Origin of the sequence: Streptomyces sp. NPDC048389, assembly GCF_040706335.1 — a bacterium.
In the GTDB taxonomy this organism is placed as follows: Bacteria; Actinomycetota; Actinomycetes; order Streptomycetales; family Streptomycetaceae; genus Streptomyces.
Genome location: NZ_JBEZKP010000024.1, coordinates 57,060 through 74,093 on the forward strand (window position 1 = coordinate 57,060; position 17,034 = coordinate 74,093).

Genomic DNA, 17,034 nt, shown 5'->3' on the forward strand with positions numbered 1-17,034 from the left:
AGGTCTGTCGGCTGCCGCCGCCGGGCTCCGCATGGTGTGTTCTGAAGGCGCTCGAAACGGGGATCTCGCGCACCAGACGGTGCCCAGCGGGTGCGGGCTCCGCACGAGTCGCTTCGTGTCCCCGGATCCGGCCCGGGCGGCAGCCGCCGGGCGGGCCGGTGCTGCCGGTCGACGACGACTACTCGGAGAGCGGCTGGACGCCGGCCGTGGCATCACGGCCGCTGCGCCGGGCCGGCGCGGAGCGGGTGCTCCCGTCGGCCTGAGGGGTGCTTCCGCCGGCCCTTGCCGTCCTGAAGCGAAGAACCCGTCACATCCTGAAGCACAGGGGTCGTACCGGGCGGACGAGGGAAGGGATATCAACGTCATACCCACCGTTTTCCACCGGCGGTGCGGAATTGCTCGTTGCCGCATTCCCATGCGCCAGGAAGAATTGGAGTGCTCCCCCGCACGGCCCGTTCGCGGTCCCCATGGGCCATGCCGTGGCGCACCCTCACCCGACCCTGCCCGCACTGTGGGCGCGTATGCGAAGGGAGGACCGTGACCTTCGGATTCGCTTCGTCCGCAGCCACCTCGATCACCGCATCGGCCAACTCGGCCAACCGCCTTGCCCGGTTGCTCGAGCCCGCCGAATGGGCGGCAGCGGGCATCCCGCTGCTGCGCAACCCCCGCGAGGTGGTCGGCGGGCTGCATGCCCGGCACCGCCCCGCACCCGCGACGGCGGTCGTCGCCGTGCTCGATCACGAGGAACGGCTCGCGGCCAGCGCGTCGTTCTCCCGGCGCGCCGTACCGGCGGACGGCTGGGAGTTCCGCAACGCGCTGCTGGCCCACCTGCGCCGGGTGATCCCGCACGACCTCCGCCGGCGGACGCCCGTGCGCACCGCCGTGCTGCTCTACTGCCGTGAGGGCGACGAGCGGTGGACGGAGGAGGACGGAGCCTGGATGTGGGGCCTGCGGGACGCGTGCACCCTGCACGGGCTGCGCTGCGGTGCGTACATCACGCTGACGCGCGGCGGTTGGCAAGTGCTGGGCGAGGGGCGCGGCGGCCGTCACCCCAACTTGTCGTCGTCGCCCGGTCGTTTGGAGGACGCGGGGACCGACGCCGAGCCGGTGCCCCTGCGTACGGCGGGCGGCACCGTGGACGCGCTCCGGCGCACGGCAGCCCGCTGAACGGCCGACGGCAGCCCGCTGGACCGTCCGCCGGCAGCCTGTCGACCCGTCCACCGGCTGCCCTGACCGGGCAGCCGGAGCACGACGGGACGTACGGCCCGTTCAGGCGGTCCGGTTCAGACGCCTGCGCCGAGCACGGCGTTGATGCGCTGCGGGTCGCCGCAGACGATGAGCAGCGCCGAAGCCTTCTTCAAAGCGGCCGGCAGCGCACGTGCGGCGGTGCTGTCCGTGCCGCCGTTGACGGCGACCACCACCACCGGCCGGGGCGCAGCCCGGTCCACCGATGCGGCGTCGGCGTAGAAGACGTCGTCACGGGCGTCGTGTTGAGCCCAGTAGGCGCTGTCGCCGAACGACTGCTCGTGTGCTGCCCACGGGTGCTGGTCACCCATGGTGAACACCAGCACATCGCCCGGGGCGCGGCCGGAGTCGAGCAGCAGGTCGACCGCTTCGTCGGCGGCGTCCAACGCGCCGTCGGCCGGTACGGGGACCACCTGGATCTGCGGCACGGAACGGTTCTCCGGCCGGGGCGGCTTCGGTTTCCCGGCCGCACCGGACGCGCGCTGCGCGGGCGGGGCGGGCTTGGACGGGCCGGGTCCCGGGTGACCGGGACGCGGCGAGGCCGCGGAACGCGGACCGGGGACGGGACGGGGGGTCGGCGCGGTGCGGCCGGTGGCCGGAGTGACGCGGGGACCCTGGGCGCTCTCGTGAATCTGAGGCTCCTCGGGAATGAGAGGCATGGGTGGTTGTCTATCAAACGCCGGTGCGGATGGCATCGGCGGGTGGGCACAGAACAGTGCGACCGGGCTGACGGCAGGGGCGAGTTCAGAAGTCGAAGCCGAGCTGGCCCCCGCTTTCCAGTTCGGCCGCCTCCGGGGAGATGCGGACCTTCTTGAGGTGCCGCCACCGGGGCAGGGCATCGAGAAAGGCCCAGGAAAGCCGGTGGTACGGCGTGGGCCCCAGTTCCCGGAGGGCGGCCTTGTGCACGGGCGAGGGGTAGCCGGCGTTCTCTGCGAAGCCGAAGGCAGCGAAGTCTTCCGGCAGTTGGGCCATCATCGCGTCCCTGCGCACCTTGGCGATCACCGACGCGGCGGCGACGGCCACGCACGACTGGTCCCCCTTGATCACCGTACGCACCTGCCAGGGCACTCCCAGGTAGTCGTGCTTGCCGTCGAGGATGACGGCATCAGGACGGACCGGCAGAGCTTCGAGAGCCCGTCCGGCAGCCAGCCTGAGGGCCGCCGTCATCCCGAGATCGTCGATCTCCTCGGGCGAGGCATGGCCGAGGGCGTGAGCCGTGACCCACCCCTCCAGCAGACCTGCCAGTTCCTCGCGACGCCTGGGGGTGATCAGCTTGGAGTCGGTCAGGCCGGCGGGCGGCCTGCGCAGGCCGGTGACCGCAGCACACACCGTCACCGGGCCGGCCCACGCCCCACGCCCGACTTCGTCGATACCTGCGACGATCTTGGCGCCGGTGGTGGCCCGGATCGAGCGCTCGACTGCGTGGGTGGGTGGTTCGTAGGGCATGGCGCCAGCAAGGGTACGCCGCCCGGGTGGCCCGATGACAACCGGATACGGGTCACGATCCGCTAGCGGTCGGACAGACAGCTGTCCGGTCGGAGCAGCGGGACCACGACCTGATCGATCACCTTGGCGGTGTTCTGGTCGGGCAATTCACTCCCGCACACCTTCGAGCGGTACATCAGCAGACCGGCGACCACGTCGAGGACCGGCTCACGGACCGCGTCCGACCGGACGTCACCACGGGCCGCACCGGCCTGCACCACCGTACGGAAGCGCTCGACAGCCGGCTCGACGACCTCGGCGGACGGCTCGACGGCCCGGCTCGCCATCGCGCTTCGGAAGCGTTCGGCCGCCGCGGCATCGCATGTGTGAAGCACCCATCGCAGCGCGATCCCCGTGCGGGACGGAGCGGCGGAGCCCGGCGGCCACGCCGCCTGACGTGCCACGCCCATTGAGCCGCCGGGCAGGCCGGCACGAGACGGACGGCCTGTGCCCACCCGCCGCAACGGGCCCGTCTGCGGCTGCCCCGCACGCCGTCCGGTGCCGGACCGTCACCTGGGCAACCGACGCCGCCACCCGCACGCTGCCGGCATCCGGGCCGAAACCACCGCGCGCGTCCGGCTGCCCGGGCCGGTGTCACCCCGCGCACTTCCGGCGTCCCGGCCGACGCCCCCCGCCCGCGCCCGGTCTCAGCTCTCCCGGCCCGCGCCGGGTGTCACGGGCAGCCAGTCGGGAAGCGCCTCGGTCCGCCCCAGCCAGTGGGCCGGTGGCTGTCCGGCCTTGGTCGCGGCGACGACACCGCAGGCGATGGCGCAGGTGGTGTCGACATCACCGCCGACCTGGGCGGTCGTCCAGAACGCCTGCTCGAAGTCCCCGAGCGACCGGGCCGCGGACCACAGTGCGAACGGCACCGTGTCATGGGCGCTGGTACGCCGGCCGCTTCCCAGTACGGCGGCGACGGTTCCGGCGTCGTTGTAGTCGAGCATGTCCCGGGCCCTGCGCAGACCGGCGCCCACCGCGCTGCGGGGCACCAGGGCGATGACGCCGTCCAGCAGCTCCGCCGGTGCGGGCGGGCCCGCGGGGTCCGCGGCCAGCGCGGCCGCCGCGGCCACGGCCATGGCACCGACCACGGCCTCCCGGTGCTGGTGTGTGGGGTACGAGGAGATCTCGGCCTGGTGCGTGGCCTGTTCCGGGTCGTCCGCGTACCAGGCGCCGAGGGGCGCGATCCGCATGGAGGAGCCGTTGCCCCAGGAGCCCTGCCCCTGGAACAGCTCCGCCGACAGCTCCCGCCAGTCACCGCCCTCCCTGACCAGCCTGAGGAGCCGGTTGACCGCGGGGCCGTAGCCACGGTCGAAGTCGTGATGCTCGGCGAAGGACCGGGCGAGGGCGTCCTGGTCCACGCGGTGGTGGTCGGCGAGCACGGCGAGGACCGAGCAGGCCATCTCGGTGTCGTCGGTCCACTGCCAGACGGAGGGCGGCAGCTCGCGCCGTTTCAGCAGCGGGTAGTTGGAGGGAACGAAGAACTGGGAGCCCAGGGCGTCTCCCACGGACAGGCCGCGCAGGCTGTCCAGAGCGCGTGCGAAGCGCCGGTCGGATGCGGAATCAGCGGTCATCTTCCTGCCACTCTAACCGGTGGTGCCATACGGTTCCGGGGTGCGCCAGCGCTCGAAGGGCCGGTCGAGGCGGTAGCGCCCGTCCTCGCAGAGCCGCAGTGTGCGGGTCTCGCCGTTGCCCGGATTGGACAGCGACTCGAACTCCGCCACCGACCAGTGGAACCAGCGCATGCAGAACAGCCTCATGGTCAGCCCGTGGGTGACCAGCAGCACGTTCGGCGGATGGTCGGGGGCCTCGAAGCTCCGGTGAAGGCTCTCCAGGAACGCGCCGACCCGGTCGTACACGTCGGCGCCGGACTCTCCTTGGGCGAAGCGGTAGAAGAAGTGGCCGTACGCGTCGCGGTACGACTTCTGAAGCCGTACGTCGTCCCCGTCCTGCCAGTTCCCCCAGTCCTGCTCCCGCAGCCTCGGCTCCTCGCGGACCCGTACGAGCGCCGGGTCCAGCCGGAACGCCCTGAGCGTCTCATGGGTGCGGCGGTAGGGGCTGACGTAGACGCTCACCCGTTCGCCTCCGAAGAGCTCCCGCAGCCGTGTCCCCGTCTCCGCGGCCTGCGCCAGCCCGGCGGCGGTCAGCCCGAGGGCGTGGTCGGGCTCGCGTTCGTACACCGTGTCGTCGGCATTGCCCACCGACTCTCCGTGCCGGACGAGGACGATACGTCGCGGTCGTGCCATACGACGACCCTAGGTCCATTCCGTCGAGGAGCGGCAATCGAGGTCCGCGGAGTCCCCGCCGGGGACGCTCCAGCCCGGCGGACGCGCCGCCCGCGCCGCGGTTCTCACGGGACTGGGCGAGCACGGACACCCCGGCCTCACCATGGAATACGTCGCGATCACTCCGGCGTGCACAAGACGGCCCGCTACCGGTGCCGGGGCGGTACCGAGGGCTCGTCGCCGACGCGCCGGGGCGATATCGAGCGCTCTCCGCCGACGTGCTCGAGCTTGCCGGTGGGAACGACCGGAGCCCCGGTCAGCGGCGCAGCCCGGAAGGGGCTCTGCGGGCGCTCGCACGCGAGGCGACCGATTCGCCCGCCGGCCAGGGCCCAGGCCGCCGCGCCCACCGCGATCACCACCGCGGTCCTCCTCTCGCAGCACGCGGCCGAGGCGCTGCGCGCCTTCCCCTGCGAGCGGTCCTCCCGCCGCGAGACCATCGTGCGCCGTGCGGTCGAGCGCGGACAGGCCCCTCCCGGGACGGACGCGGACGCCGTGGTCGGAGCCGTCTCGGCGCCGCTTCACGTCAGGCTGTTCGTCACCCGGGAGCCGGCAGGCCACGCGCCGGCGGACGAAGCGGCCGCGACCGCCGTCGCGGGAGCACGGGCCGGCGCCCCCACCGCGCCGGAGGACCGGTCACACCGACCAGGACGGCTCCAGGGCCACGACGTCACCGGCCAGGGCGGCGACGTCCGCCTCGGTCTGCGCGCGCAGCAGCAACCGCTCGACGCGCTCGGCTCGGTACTTCCCGTGCTCCGCCGCCGACAGCCACATGGACATCACCAGGAACTCGTTGCCCGGCGCCTCCCCGAACACACCTCGCACCATGCCCGGCGAGCCCGCCATGGCCGGGTTCCACACCTTCTCCTGCATCAGGCAGAAGTGCTCGACCCTGTCCTCACGGACCCGGCAGTGTGCCACCCTGACCACGTCGGATTCCGTGAATCGCGGCTGGAAACCGGTCTTGACGTCGAACCGGTGGTCGAACAGCTTCGCCTGCATGTCCTTGTACGTGCCCGCCTGCCCGGACGCGAGCCGGTCGTGGGAGCGCGCCATGAACGAGTCGTAGAAGGCCCGGGTCTCCCAGAAGGCGAAGACATGAGCCACGTTCGGTCGTAGCCTGCTCCATCCTCCGCCCTGCCCCCGGAATCCCGGCTCACCCGGCAGCCCCGCCCATTTCCGCTGCCCGCGCTCGAACCCTCGGCGGTCCACGACCGTGCAGCGAATCCACTTGACAAGCACCGCGCCATCGTACGGCCCGGAATGTGGCCCGGGTCGCTCCCGGCGTCACAACGCCCGCCCGCGACACGCAGACCCGTGTGCAGGACGCGCACGGGACGGGCGCCTTCGAGCACAGTCGGCCGATCTGCCAGGTCAGCGGTGGGGTCGGCCCGTTCCGCGACGAGGCGGTACGCCGGCTGCCTGTTCCCCGCATCCCGCACGGAACGGATACGGTCAACGCACGAAGCGTTTCCGGCAGTTACGGGGAAGGATGTGCTGTGAGCAGCCTCAACAAGGGCGTCCGGAGGGCAGAGGTGGCCCTCAAGTGGGATCCCAGCCCCCTCGGCGAGTCGCCCCACGACCTCGACCTGGTGGCCGCGACGTATACGACGGAGGCTCCTTTCGGCGAGCCGGCGTACGTCGTCCACTTCGACAGCCGTTCGCCCGACGGCACGATCATCCTGGCCAGGCAGAGTGGGACGGGGCAGGGTTTCGGGGCGGACGAGGTCATGACCCTCGAGTTCGACCGGCTGGCCCCGGCCTACGGCCGGGTCGTGGTCGGTGTCGTGATTCAGCAGAGCAACGGCCGCACGGTGTTCGGTGATGTCGCGAACGCCTCTGTGCGGTTCCTCGAAGGACACACGGAGATCGGGGGGAACGACTTCGCCGCCGTCCCGGACGCCACGGCCGCGACGGTCGGCGAGTTCGTCCGCGGCGAGACGGGGGGGTGGACGTTCAGCGCCTCGCTCAACGGCTTCGACTCGGACCCGCAGACGTTTCTCACGGTGATGGGCCGCCCCACCGCCTGAACACTCGGTGACCGCGGAGAGACCGGCACCGCAGGGAGAGACCCCTGCGGAGAGAAGACGAAGGGGCGGGGAGAGACCGGCACCGGGGAGAGAAACCAAAGGGCGGGAGAGCCTCATCGGCTCCCCCGCCCTCACCGGTTCACCCCGTGGTGTCGGTCATCAGCTGCAACCGCTGGTCGAGCCGCAGCCCTCGCAGATGTAGCAGGAACCGGCACGCTGCATCTTGGTCCCGCAGGAGAAGCACAGCGGGGCGTCGGCGCTGATGCCCAGCTGCATCTCCACCAGCTCGGCGGAGGTGTGCGCCTGCTTCGGTGCCGGGATCTCCGACTGCGGGGCGGTGACGGCCTGCAGTTCCTGCCGCACCGGAGCCGACTGGGCCAGGCTCTCGACGTCCAGCTCGTCGTCCGCCGGCTCGTAGGAACCTGTCTCCAGGTGCCGCTGGCGCTCCTCGGCGGAGTGGATGCCGAGCGCGGAACGGGTCTCGAAGGGCAGGAAGTCCAGCGCCAGACGGCGGAAGATGTAGTCGACGATCGACTGTGCCATCCGCACGTCGGGGTCGTCCGTCATACCGGCCGGCTCGAAGCGCATGTTGGTGAACTTCGAGACGTACGTCTCCAGCGGAACGCCGTACTGCAGGCCGACCGAGACGGCGATGGAGAAGGCGTCCATCATGCCCGCGAGCGTGGAGCCCTGCTTCGACATCTTCAGGAAGACCTCGCCGAGCCCGTCGTCCGGGTAGGAGTTGGCGGTCATGTAGCCCTCGGCACCGCCGACCGTGAAGGAGGTGGTGATCCCCGGGCGGCCCTTGGGGAGCCGCTTGCGAACCGGGCGGTACTCGACGACCTTCTCGACCGCGGCCCGGATCGTCTCCTCGGCCTTCTCGGTGACCTCGGCCTTCTCCTGCTCCTTCTTCTTCGCGGAGAGGGGCTGGCCGACCTTGCAGTTGTCGCGGTAGATCGCGAGCGCCTTGACGCCCATCTTCCACGCCTTGAAGTAGACCTCTTCGACGTCCTCGACCGTCGCCGTCTCCGGCAGGTTGACCGTCTTGGACAGCGCACCGGAGATCCACGGCTGGATCGCGGCCATCATGCGGACGTGGCCCATCGCGGAGATGGAGCGCTCGCCCATGGCGCAGTCGAAGACCTCGTAGTGCTCGGGCTTCAGGCCGGGCGCGTCGATCACGTTGCCGTGGTCGGCGATGTGGGCGACGATCGCCTCGATCTGCTCCGGCTGGTAGCCGAGACGGCGCAGCGCCTGCGGGACCGTGCCGTTGACGATCTGCATCGAGCCGCCGCCGACCAGCTTCTTGAACTTGACCAGGGCCAGGTCGGGCTCGAGGCCGGTGGTGTCGCAGGACATCGCGAGACCGATGGTGCCGGTCGGGGCGATGACCGACGCCTGGGCGTTGCGGAAACCGTTCTTCTCCCCGAGGCGGATCACGTCCTGCCAGGCTTCGGTGGCGGCGGCCCAGACCGGGCTGTCCAGGTCGTCCGTCCGGACGGCCACGGTGTTGGCGTCGGCATGCTGCTTCATGACGCGCTTGTGGGGCTCGGCGTTGCGGGCGTAGCCGTCGTACGGGCCGACGATGGCGGCGAGCTCGGCGGAGCGCTTGTACGAGGTGCCGGTCATCAGGGAGGTGATGGCGCCGGCGAGCGCGCGTCCGCCGTCGGAGTCGTACGCGTGCCCGGTCGCCATCAGGAGCGCGCCGAGGTTGGCGTAGCCGATGCCGAGCTGGCGGTAGGCGCGGGTGTTCTCGCCGATCTTCCGGGTCGGGAAGTCCGCGAAGCAGATGGAGATGTCCATCGCCGTGATGACCAGCTCGACGACCTTCGAGAAGCGCTCGATGTCGAACGACTGGTTGCCCTTGCCGTCGTCCTTGAGGAACTTCATCAGGTTCAACGAGGCGAGGTTGCACGAGGTGTTGTCCAGGTGCATGTACTCGCTGCACGGGTTCGAGCCGTTGATCCGGCCGGACTCCGGGCAGGTGTGCCAGTGGTTGATGGTGTCGTCGTACTGGATGCCCGGGTCGGCACAGGCCCAGGCCGCCTCGGCCATCTTGCGGAAGAGCGTCTTGGCGTCGACCTCCTCGATGACGTCACCGGTCATCCGGGCACGCAGCCCGAACTTGTCGCCGGCCTCGACCGCCTTCATGAACTCGTCGTTGACGCGCACCGAGTTGTTGGCGTTCTGGTACTGGACGGACGTGATGTCGTCGCCGCCCAGGTCCATGTCGAAGCCCGCGTCCCGCAGCGCGCGGATCTTCTCCTCTTCCTTCACCTTGGTCTCGATGAAGTTCTCGATGTCGGGGTGGTCGACGTCGAGGATGACCATCTTGGCCGCGCGGCGGGTGGCGCCGCCGGACTTGATCGTTCCTGCGGAGGCGTCGGCGCCGCGCATGAAGGAGACCGGGCCGGAGGCGTTGCCGCCAGAGGACAGCAGTTCCTTGGAGGAGCGGATACGGGAGAGGTTCAGGCCGGCCCCGGAGCCGCCCTTGAAGATCATGCCCTCTTCCTTGTACCAGTCGAGGATCGACTCCATCGAGTCGTCGACGGCCAGGATGAAGCAGGCCGAGACCTGCTGCGGCTGGGGCGTGCCGACGTTGAACCAGACCGGGGAGTTGAAGCTGAAGATCTGGTGCAGCAGGGCGTACGCGAGCTCGTGCTCGAAGATCTCCGCGTCGGCGGGCGAGGCGAAGTAGCCGTTGTCCTCGCCGGCCTTGCGGTACGTCTTCACGATCCGGTCGATGAGCTGCTTGAGACCGGTCTCGCGCTGCGGGGTGCCGACCGCCCCGCGGAAGTACTTGCTGGTGACGATGTTGACCGCGTTCACCGACCAGAAGTCGGGGAACTCGACGCCACGCTGCTCGAAGTTGACCGAGCCGTCACGCCAGTTGGTCATGACGACGTCACGGCGCTCCCAGACCACCTCGTCGTACGGATGCACGCCGGGGGTGGTGTGGACGCGCTCGATACGCAGGCCCCTGCTCGCCTTGGATCCCTTGGCTCGGGACCCTCGTGCCGGGCCGCTCGTCGTCTCGGTCATGCCGCCTCCCATATACGGGCAAAAACGCCCTGAAGTGCCCAGATCTTCCCGGGGCACGGTTTCTGTCTGTCGCTCCGGCCGCCACGCACGACGTCCGCGAGCAGGTTCTTTGCCGCCCTGAGCCGGCCGGCGGGCCCTTCACCGGGCGCCGGCTGCCCGGCCGCTCCGCTCAGTCGGCGGCGGTGGCGGGCACGGGGACCTCGACGGTCCCGCCGCCCCCGTCTCCCTCGGCAGGAGGCCGTCCGGCGCGGAGTTCCGCGATGGCGGCCTCGAAGTCTTCGAGCGAGTCGAACGCCCGGTACACGGACGCGAAGCGCAGGTACGCGACGAGGTCGAGTTCCCGCAATGGGCCGAGTATGGCGAGTCCCACGTCGTGAGTGGTCAGCTCGGCGCTGCCGGTGGCGCGCACCGCCTCCTCGACCCGCTGACCGAGCTGCGCGAGAGCGTCCTCGGTGACCGGTCGCCCCTGGCACGCCTTCCGTACACCGGAAATGACCTTGGTACGACTGAAGGGCTCGGTCACTCCGCTGCGCTTGATCACCATCAGAGAGGCGGTCTCGACCGTCGTGAAGCGTCGGGCGCAGTCCGGGCACTGCCGGCGGCGGCGGATCGCCGTCCCGTCGTCGGTGGTGCGGCTGTCGACGACACGACTGTCGGGATGCCTGCAGAAGGGACAGTGCATGGCTCCCAACCCCTCCTTCGTGAGCACGACCGATGAGCTTCTGCGGGCCGGAACCGACCCCCGAAGCAGCCACAAGCATAGGCGATCCCTTCGACCGCGAAGCACCAGGGACACAACTTCTGGGTGGCGAACCCAATCCAACCACTAGATCTGGGGGTTTGGCGCACTCCAGCTCGCCACGCGTGTCGTCCCGCGCGGCAGCACAGAGGGGTCCGCGGGGCGCCCGGACACACCCCGTTCCGGGCGGCTGCGCTCCGCACCCGGACAGGATGCCCGTAACGACACAGGGGCCCGCGTCCCCACTCCGGAAGGGCCCTGGTGCGAGACTGAGGGACGGCACGAAGAGGCGGTCCCGGAAGACGCCGGAACGCCCCCGCTCCGTCGGCGCCGCCGGCGAAGGCTACCGTAGCCGGTACGCGGCCCGGATCGATCGTTCGCACATACACCCAGCAGAATGCCCACGTCAGGCAATCTGGAATTTTTCACTCGAACGTGTGTTTGGCGCAACCTTTCGAAACCAACTACCGTTGTCCAGTTAGGGAGACCATTCGAGAGGGGCCGACGTGACCACCACCGCAGACAGTGCCACCATCACTGCCCAGGACCGCTCACAGAGCCGATTCGAGCCGGTGCATGCCATGAATGACGCAGCCACGAACCCGGAGGGGCCGAAGCCCGGCCGCTCGTTGCCCGGTCGACCTCCCGGCATCCGGGCGGACAGTTCCGGCCTCACGGACCGGCAGCGGCGCGTCATCGAGGTCATCCGCGACTCCGTGCAGCGAAGGGGATACCCGCCGTCGATGCGCGAGATCGGCCAGGCGGTCGGCCTGTCGAGTACGTCGTCCGTTGCCCACCAGCTCATGGCCCTGGAGCGCAAGGGATTCCTGCGCAGGGACCCGCACCGTCCCCGGGCGTACGAGGTCCGCGGCTCCGACCAGCCCAGCACCCAGCCCACGGACACCACCGGCAAGCCCGCCGCCTCGTACGTTCCCCTCGTCGGCCGGATCGCGGCCGGTGGCCCCATCCTCGCCGAGGAGTCCGTCGAGGACGTCTTCCCCCTCCCCCGCCAGCTGGTCGGCGACGGTGAGCTTTTCGTGCTGAAGGTCGTCGGAGACTCGATGATCGAGGCCGCGATCTGCGACGGCGACTGGGTGACCGTCCGCCGTCAGCCCGTCGCCGAGAACGGGGACATCGTGGCGGCCATGCTCGACGGCGAGGCCACGGTGAAGCGCTTCAAGCGGGAGGACGGCCATGTCTGGCTGCTCCCGCACAATGCCGCGTACCAGCCCATCCCCGGCGACGAGGCGACCATCCTCGGCAAGGTGGTGGCGGTGTTGCGGCGGGTGTGAACCACCCGCCGGCCCAGACCGGACCCCGGGATCCACTGCGCCGGTCCCGGGGTCCTGCCCTGCCCGCACCTCGCGAGCAGGGACGCTTCCAGCGGGAGTGCTACTTGCCCTCGGCCTTGGCCACCGCGTCGATGGCCGCCAGGGACCGGCGCACCTGATTGCGGTCCGTCGTGTACCAGAAGTCGGGCAGCGAGGCGCGCAGATAGCTGCCGTAGCGGGCGTTGGCGAGCCTCGGATCAAGCACCGCAACCACACCGCGGTCGCCGGTCGCGCGCACCAGCCGCCCCGCTCCCTGCGCCATCAACAACGCCGCGTGCGTCGCCGCCACGGCCATGAACCCATTGCCGCCCGCCTCCTCGACGGCCTTCTGTCGTGCGCTCATCAGCGGGTCGTCGGGGCGCGGGAACGGAATCCGGTCCATCACGACCAGCTGGCAGCCGGGACCGGGCACATCGACGCCCTGCCAGAGCGACAGGGTGCCGAACAGACACGTCTGCGGATCCGCGGCGAACGACTTGATCAATTCGCCCAGGGTCTCCTCGCCCTGCAGCAGAATCGGATTGCCGATGCGGCCGCGCAGTTCCTCCGCCGCCGCCTTCGCGGCCCGCATCGAGGAGAAGAGCCCGAGCGTACGCCCGCCGGCGGCCTCCACCAGTTCGGCCAGCTCGTCCATCATGTCGCCCCGGGAACCCTCGCGCCCGGGCGTGGCCAGATGCCGGGCGACATAGAGGATGCCCTGCTTGGGATAGTCGAAGGGCGAGCCGACGTCGAGGCCCTTCCACCGCGGTACGTCCTCGCCCCCGCTGCCTTCCGGCGCGAGACCCAGCGAGGCGCCCACACCGTTGAAGTCACCGCCGAGTTTGAGCGTGGCCGAGGTGAGGACCACCGACCGCTCGGCGAAGAGCTTCTCGCGCAGCAGCCCCGAGACGGAGAGCGGCGCCACCCGCAGCGACGCCCCGAACCGGTCGTGACGCTCGAACCAGACCACGTCGTACTCGGAGCCCTGGGTGATCCGCTCGGCGACGGAGTGCACGTTCTCGACGGCGGCGAGCGCCTGCTTGCGGACGGCGTCCTCGTCCTGGACGGACTTGTCCCTGGTGGAACCGATCGCGCCGATCACCGTACGGGCCGCGTCCCGCAGCGCCATCAAGGCGTACCCGAGCTCCTCGGGGATTTCCTCGAGACGGCCGGGGAGGGCCAGCTCCATGAGCCGCTCGAAGGACTCGGCGGCCGTCTGGAGAGCGTCGGCCGCCTTCTCGTTCACGAGCTTGGCGGCGCGGCGGACGGCCCGGTTGACCTGCCCTGGAGTGAGCTCGCCCGTGGCGACGCCGGTCACCCGGGAGACCAGCTCATGCGCCTCGTCGACGATCAGCACCTCGTGCTGCGGGAGCACCGGGGCGCCCTCGATGGCGTCGATCGCGAGCAGGGCGTGATTGGTGACGACGACATCGGCGAGCTTCGCCCGCTCACGCGCCATCTCGGCGAAGCACTCCGCTCCATAGGCGCACTTGGAAGCACCCAGGCATTCACGGGAGGAGACGGAGACCTGGTGCCAGGCGCGGTCGGAGACGCCCGGCGTGAGATCGTCCCGGTCACCGGTCTCGGTCTCGTCCGCCCAGTCCCGCATGCGCAGCAGGTCCTTGCCGAGCTTGCTCGTCGGCGCCGCGGCCTCGAACTGGTCGAAGAGGCCGTCCTCGTCGTCCTGCGGCACACCCTCGTGGAGGCGGTGGAGGCACAGGTAGTTCGACCGGCCCTTGAGCATCGCGAAGTCGGGCCGGCGCCGCAGCAGCGGATGCAGGGCCTCGACCGTACGCGGCAGATCCCGCTCCACGAGCTGGCGCTGCAGCGCCAGGGTCGCCGTGGCCACCACCACGCGTTCGCCGTGGGCGAGGGCCGGGACGAGGTAGCCGAGCGACTTGCCCGTACCGGTCCCCGCCTGGACCAGCAGGTGGGAATCGTCGTCGATGGCCTCGGCAACGGCCTCGGCCATGGTGACCTGACCTGGCCGCTCCACACCGCCGACGGCGGTCACGGCGGAGTGGAGGAGCTCGGGGAGGGATGGCTTCGTCATAGCCCGACCACCCTACGGGGCGCCACCGACAACAGGCTCACGCAGCGGGCCGTCAGGCCGGTGCCAGAGGGTTCGGAACGGTGCCGTGTACGGCCGCGTGAGGGCGCTCCGGCCGGTCGCGGTAGCCGTCGAGATGGAGCCGGTTCCGGTTGAGGCACAGTCGCGCGATACGGGGAGTGAGCAGGTCGAACGTCTCGTAGCGCTCTTTGAGCTCCGGGAAGCGGGCCTGGTGGCGCAGGATCTCCGCCCGTACGAGCGAGTAGAACTGCTCCTCGGGGATGTCCAGTTGCTCCTCGCAGAGCGGGGCGAGATAGCGGAACACCCCCACGAAGAGACCTGCGTGGATGAACTGGGTGAGGAAGCCGGGGTCCTCCGTCAGGAGGATCCGCCGCACCTCGTCCGGCATCGACGCGTGCTCGGGAAGTGGCTGTGCGCTCACGTTCACGTCGTCGACGAAGTCCTTGATCGCGAGACGGACCGGGACGTCGTGGTCGTCGTACACCACGATGGCGTTCTCGCCGTGCGGAGAGAAGACCGTGCCGTAGCGGTAGAGGAAATGCAGCAGGGGCGGCAGCAGGGCCGCGAAGAGCCGCTGGAGCCAGACGGCCGGGGCGAGGCCGGAGCGGCTGACGAGTTCGGCGGTGAACGCCCGGCCGTGCGGATCGGTGTGGAGGAGCGAAGCGAGAGTGCGGGCCCGCTCCCCGGCGTCCAGCCGCGGCTGGAGCGGCTCGCGCCAGATCGCGCCGAGCAGCTCCTTGTACTGGTAGGGCACCTCGGGGAGATGGTCGTACAGCGGATGCTCGACCGTCACGGACGCGACCTCGCCGAGCAGGACGACCCGGCACTCGTCGCGCAGGAACGGGTCCGCTTCGCGCAGACCCTGTACCCACGAGGTGACGGCGGGCGCCGCGAGGGTCCGCTCGGTGGGCAGTCCCCGCCACACCAGCGTGTTCAGGATGGACAGCGGCAGCTTGACGGTGTGGCGGTCGGGCCGGTCGGTGTTCGTGAAGGTCCTGATGGACTGCTGGGGCAGCCGCCGGTCGCCGTCACTGGGCAGCGGAACGATCTCACCGCGCGCCACCGAGGGCGCGTAGAGGGGTAGCAGCACTTCCTCCCACTGCCAGGGGTGCACCGGGAGGAACAGGTACGCGGAGGGATCGAGGCCCTGGTCGCGCAGCGCGGCGGCGAACGACTCACGGGTCGGTGCGTCGAGCTCGCGGGCGTACAGGTCCTCGGCGCGGTCGAGCCCCGGGACCCCTCGGTAGGCCGCGAGCCCGGCTTTGACCGCTATCCAGGGAAGGCGTGCGGAGCAGCGCGCTTCGGGTGCCCATTGGGCGGCGTCGGTGGCGGAGAAGCCGATGCGCCCCTTGTTGAGGACCAGCCAGGGGTGGCCGGTCTGGTGGCCTTCGAGTTCCGCGTAGCCGAGGTCCGCGAGTTCGGCGGCGCTCAGCGCGGTGCCGTCGAGCCGGGTGTCACCGGTCAGGGTGATCGACATTTCGCGCAGCAGATGGCCGAGGGTGGCTCCGTCGAGGCCGAGCAGGACCCGCGCCCGTGCGAGGAAGGCCAGCGGATCGGAGAAGAGGCGGCCGTCGCATTCCACGGAGCCGGGGGCGACGCGCCAGCTTCCGTAGGCCCCGCGCCGGGCCCGGAACGTCAGCACGCCGGTCCCTTCTACGGGGAGGGCGTAGAGGTCGCCGCCCGCCGTCGGTCCGGCGTCGTCCGGCCGGGCCGGGACCGTGACCGAGTCGTCCGTCGGGGCCCGGAGCGCGGCCGGGAGCAGGGCGTCGGGCTGGGCCGGGAAAGAGGACGGGAGCGGGGCGTCGGGCTGGACCCGGACCGGCTCGATGATCTCTTCGTACGCGAATTCACCGAGCATCTTGGCGAGCAGGCGGGCGGCCGCCCGGTCCCAGTTCCGGCGGGTCAGGCCCGGCGGGACGAAGGGGACGTGGCCGTGGCTGGCAGCGGACTTCGGCACGGGAACTCCTCAGATGGAACCGATGCGGATGGAACCGATGCGGATCGAGCGGTGTGGATCAGTCGGCGGGTGGTTCACAGCAGGTCCCGCAGCGCACGGTCGCGGACCATGAGGGCGGCTCGTTTGTCCGGCAGGTCGATTTCCGCGGAGAGACGGAAGCCGGAGCTGAGAAAGGCCGACACGGAGGGGGTGTTGCGCAGGTCCGGTTCAGCGATGACGCGCGTGCACAGGGGCCGGTTGTCGAGCACGAGATCGGACACGGCTCGAAGAAGGGCGGACCCGACGCCGCGGCCGCGGTCGGCCACGCCACCGATGAGCAGGTGGACACCGGTGTCGTGGGGACGCGCGGCATAGTGGCGGGCGAGCGGGTCGAGGTCGGCGCGGTAGATCTCGAAGTAGGCCATGGGTGTGCCGTCGAGGACGCCGAGGCAGGGGACACTGCGGCCGTCGCCCTCGAGTTGCGTGTGCAGATGCGTGGCGGTGATCGAGCCGGGTCCCGCCAGGTCCCAGTACGCGGCGACGGCGGGATCGTTCATCCATCGGACGATGAGCACGAGATCACGATCGAGCACCACCGGAACGAGCCGAAAGGCGCCGGCGGGTGTGGCGACCGGGCGCCACCCGCCGGGGTCTCCGAGCAGGTCCCCGGCCGGCGGCCAGGGGACGGCGCGCTCCCCTGCCGGCGAGATGGCGCGGGCGTCTTCGCCGGGCAGGGCGGGGAACGAGTCCGGCACCCCGAGGCCGGGGGTGGCCTCGGCGCCTCCCCCCGGCCGCGAGGGGAGCGCGTCCTCGGCGGTTCCTCCCGACGTGGAGGCGAGACCCGACCGGAGAGCGGGCCCGGGCCCGGGCCCGCCGGCAGTGTGCGCATCGGTGTGA

The 17,034-nt window shown here is 70.8% G+C and carries 15 protein-coding genes and 1 pseudogene; 4 read left to right on the top strand and 12 right to left on the bottom strand.

The genetic code is table 11. The features are described from left to right. The first annotated feature begins 537 nt into the window (after positions 1-537). Positions 538-1,167, top strand: coding sequence for a hypothetical protein (locus tag AB0903_RS18445; protein WP_366703973.1), 630 nt, complete (start codon positions 538-540; stop codon positions 1,165-1,167). Between the two features lie 116 nt (positions 1,168-1,283). Here AB0903_RS18445 and AB0903_RS18450 read toward each other — a convergent pair whose 3' ends face one another. From AB0903_RS18450 to AB0903_RS18475, 6 genes are all read right to left on the bottom strand, one after another. Then, positions 1,284-1,904 (bottom strand): hypothetical protein, encoded by a 621-nt coding sequence (locus tag AB0903_RS18450; protein WP_366703975.1) that lies wholly within the window; start codon positions 1,902-1,904, stop codon positions 1,284-1,286. A gap of 85 nt (positions 1,905-1,989) precedes the next feature. Next, entirely contained in the window at positions 1,990-2,691 is a 702-nt protein-coding gene (locus AB0903_RS18455; RefSeq protein WP_366703977.1) for a ribonuclease HII, read from the bottom strand. Between the two features lie 62 nt (positions 2,692-2,753). Then, on the bottom strand, positions 2,754-3,065 hold the full coding sequence (locus AB0903_RS18460) for a TetR-like C-terminal domain-containing protein (RefSeq protein WP_366703979.1): 312 nt from the start codon (positions 3,063-3,065) through the stop codon (positions 2,754-2,756). Positions 3,066-3,377: 312 nt separating this feature from the next. Continuing rightward, on the bottom strand, positions 3,378-4,301 hold the full coding sequence (locus tag AB0903_RS18465; RefSeq protein ID WP_366703981.1) for an ADP-ribosylglycohydrolase family protein: 924 nt from the start codon (positions 4,299-4,301) through the stop codon (positions 3,378-3,380). Positions 4,302-4,313: 12 nt separating this feature from the next. Continuing rightward, positions 4,314-4,973 (bottom strand): histidine phosphatase family protein, encoded by a 660-nt coding sequence (locus tag AB0903_RS18470; protein ID WP_366703983.1) that lies wholly within the window; start codon positions 4,971-4,973, stop codon positions 4,314-4,316. 185 nt (positions 4,974-5,158) lie between these two features. Beyond that, positions 5,159-5,371 carry a hypothetical protein gene (locus AB0903_RS18475; protein WP_366703985.1) on the bottom strand — a complete coding sequence of 71 codons (213 nt, stop codon included), beginning with the start codon at positions 5,369-5,371 and terminating at the stop codon, positions 5,159-5,161. Here AB0903_RS18475 and AB0903_RS18480 point away from each other — a divergent pair. After that, positions 5,364-5,537 (top strand): annotated as a pseudogene (locus AB0903_RS18480) (TetR/AcrR family transcriptional regulator C-terminal ligand-binding domain-containing protein); the annotation flags it as partial. The gene AB0903_RS18475 and the pseudogene AB0903_RS18480 sit on opposite strands and share 8 nt — an antisense overlap. A gap of 108 nt (positions 5,538-5,645) precedes the next feature. Here the strand turns inward: AB0903_RS18480 and AB0903_RS18485 are convergent. Beyond that, complete coding sequence (locus tag AB0903_RS18485; protein ID WP_366703987.1) at positions 5,646-6,251, bottom strand: YdbC family protein; 606 nt, start codon at positions 6,249-6,251, stop codon at positions 5,646-5,648. 257 nt (positions 6,252-6,508) lie between these two features. Between AB0903_RS18485 and AB0903_RS18490 the strand changes: the two genes are divergently transcribed. Beyond that, the gene (locus AB0903_RS18490) at positions 6,509-7,039 is read left to right on the top strand and encodes a TerD family protein (RefSeq protein ID WP_366703989.1); all 531 of its coding nucleotides are present in this window, start codon (positions 6,509-6,511) and stop codon (positions 7,037-7,039) included. A 159-nt stretch (positions 7,040-7,198) separates the two neighbouring features. Here the strand turns inward: AB0903_RS18490 and AB0903_RS18495 are convergent, their stop codons facing one another. Beyond that, a complete protein-coding gene (locus AB0903_RS18495; RefSeq protein WP_366703991.1) occupies positions 7,199-10,081 on the bottom strand; it encodes a vitamin B12-dependent ribonucleotide reductase in 2,883 nt (960 codons plus the stop codon). A 169-nt stretch (positions 10,082-10,250) separates the two neighbouring features. Beyond that, positions 10,251-10,763, bottom strand: coding sequence for a transcriptional regulator NrdR (nrdR, locus tag AB0903_RS18500; protein WP_366703993.1), 513 nt, complete (start codon positions 10,761-10,763; stop codon positions 10,251-10,253). A 563-nt stretch (positions 10,764-11,326) separates the two neighbouring features. Between nrdR and lexA the strand changes: the two genes are divergently transcribed. Then, complete coding sequence (gene lexA, locus AB0903_RS18505; protein ID WP_366703995.1) at positions 11,327-12,112, top strand: transcriptional repressor LexA; 786 nt, start codon at positions 11,327-11,329, stop codon at positions 12,110-12,112. 100 nt (positions 12,113-12,212) lie between these two features. On the opposite strand, the gene AB0903_RS18510 is transcribed toward lexA, so the two are convergent. The 3 genes from AB0903_RS18510 to AB0903_RS18520 form a co-directional block, all read right to left on the bottom strand. Beyond that, positions 12,213-14,183, bottom strand: coding sequence for an ATP-dependent DNA helicase (locus tag AB0903_RS18510; protein WP_366703997.1), 1,971 nt, complete (start codon positions 14,181-14,183; stop codon positions 12,213-12,215). Positions 14,184-14,235: 52 nt separating this feature from the next. Next, positions 14,236-16,059 (bottom strand): IucA/IucC family protein, encoded by a 1,824-nt coding sequence (locus tag AB0903_RS18515; RefSeq protein WP_366704042.1) that lies wholly within the window; start codon positions 16,057-16,059, stop codon positions 14,236-14,238. A gap of 173 nt (positions 16,060-16,232) precedes the next feature. Then, positions 16,233-16,892: a GNAT family N-acetyltransferase gene (locus tag AB0903_RS18520; protein ID WP_366704044.1), complete on the bottom strand. Its 660-nt coding sequence runs from the start codon at positions 16,890-16,892 to the stop codon at positions 16,233-16,235. Positions 16,893-17,034 lie beyond the last annotated feature (142 nt).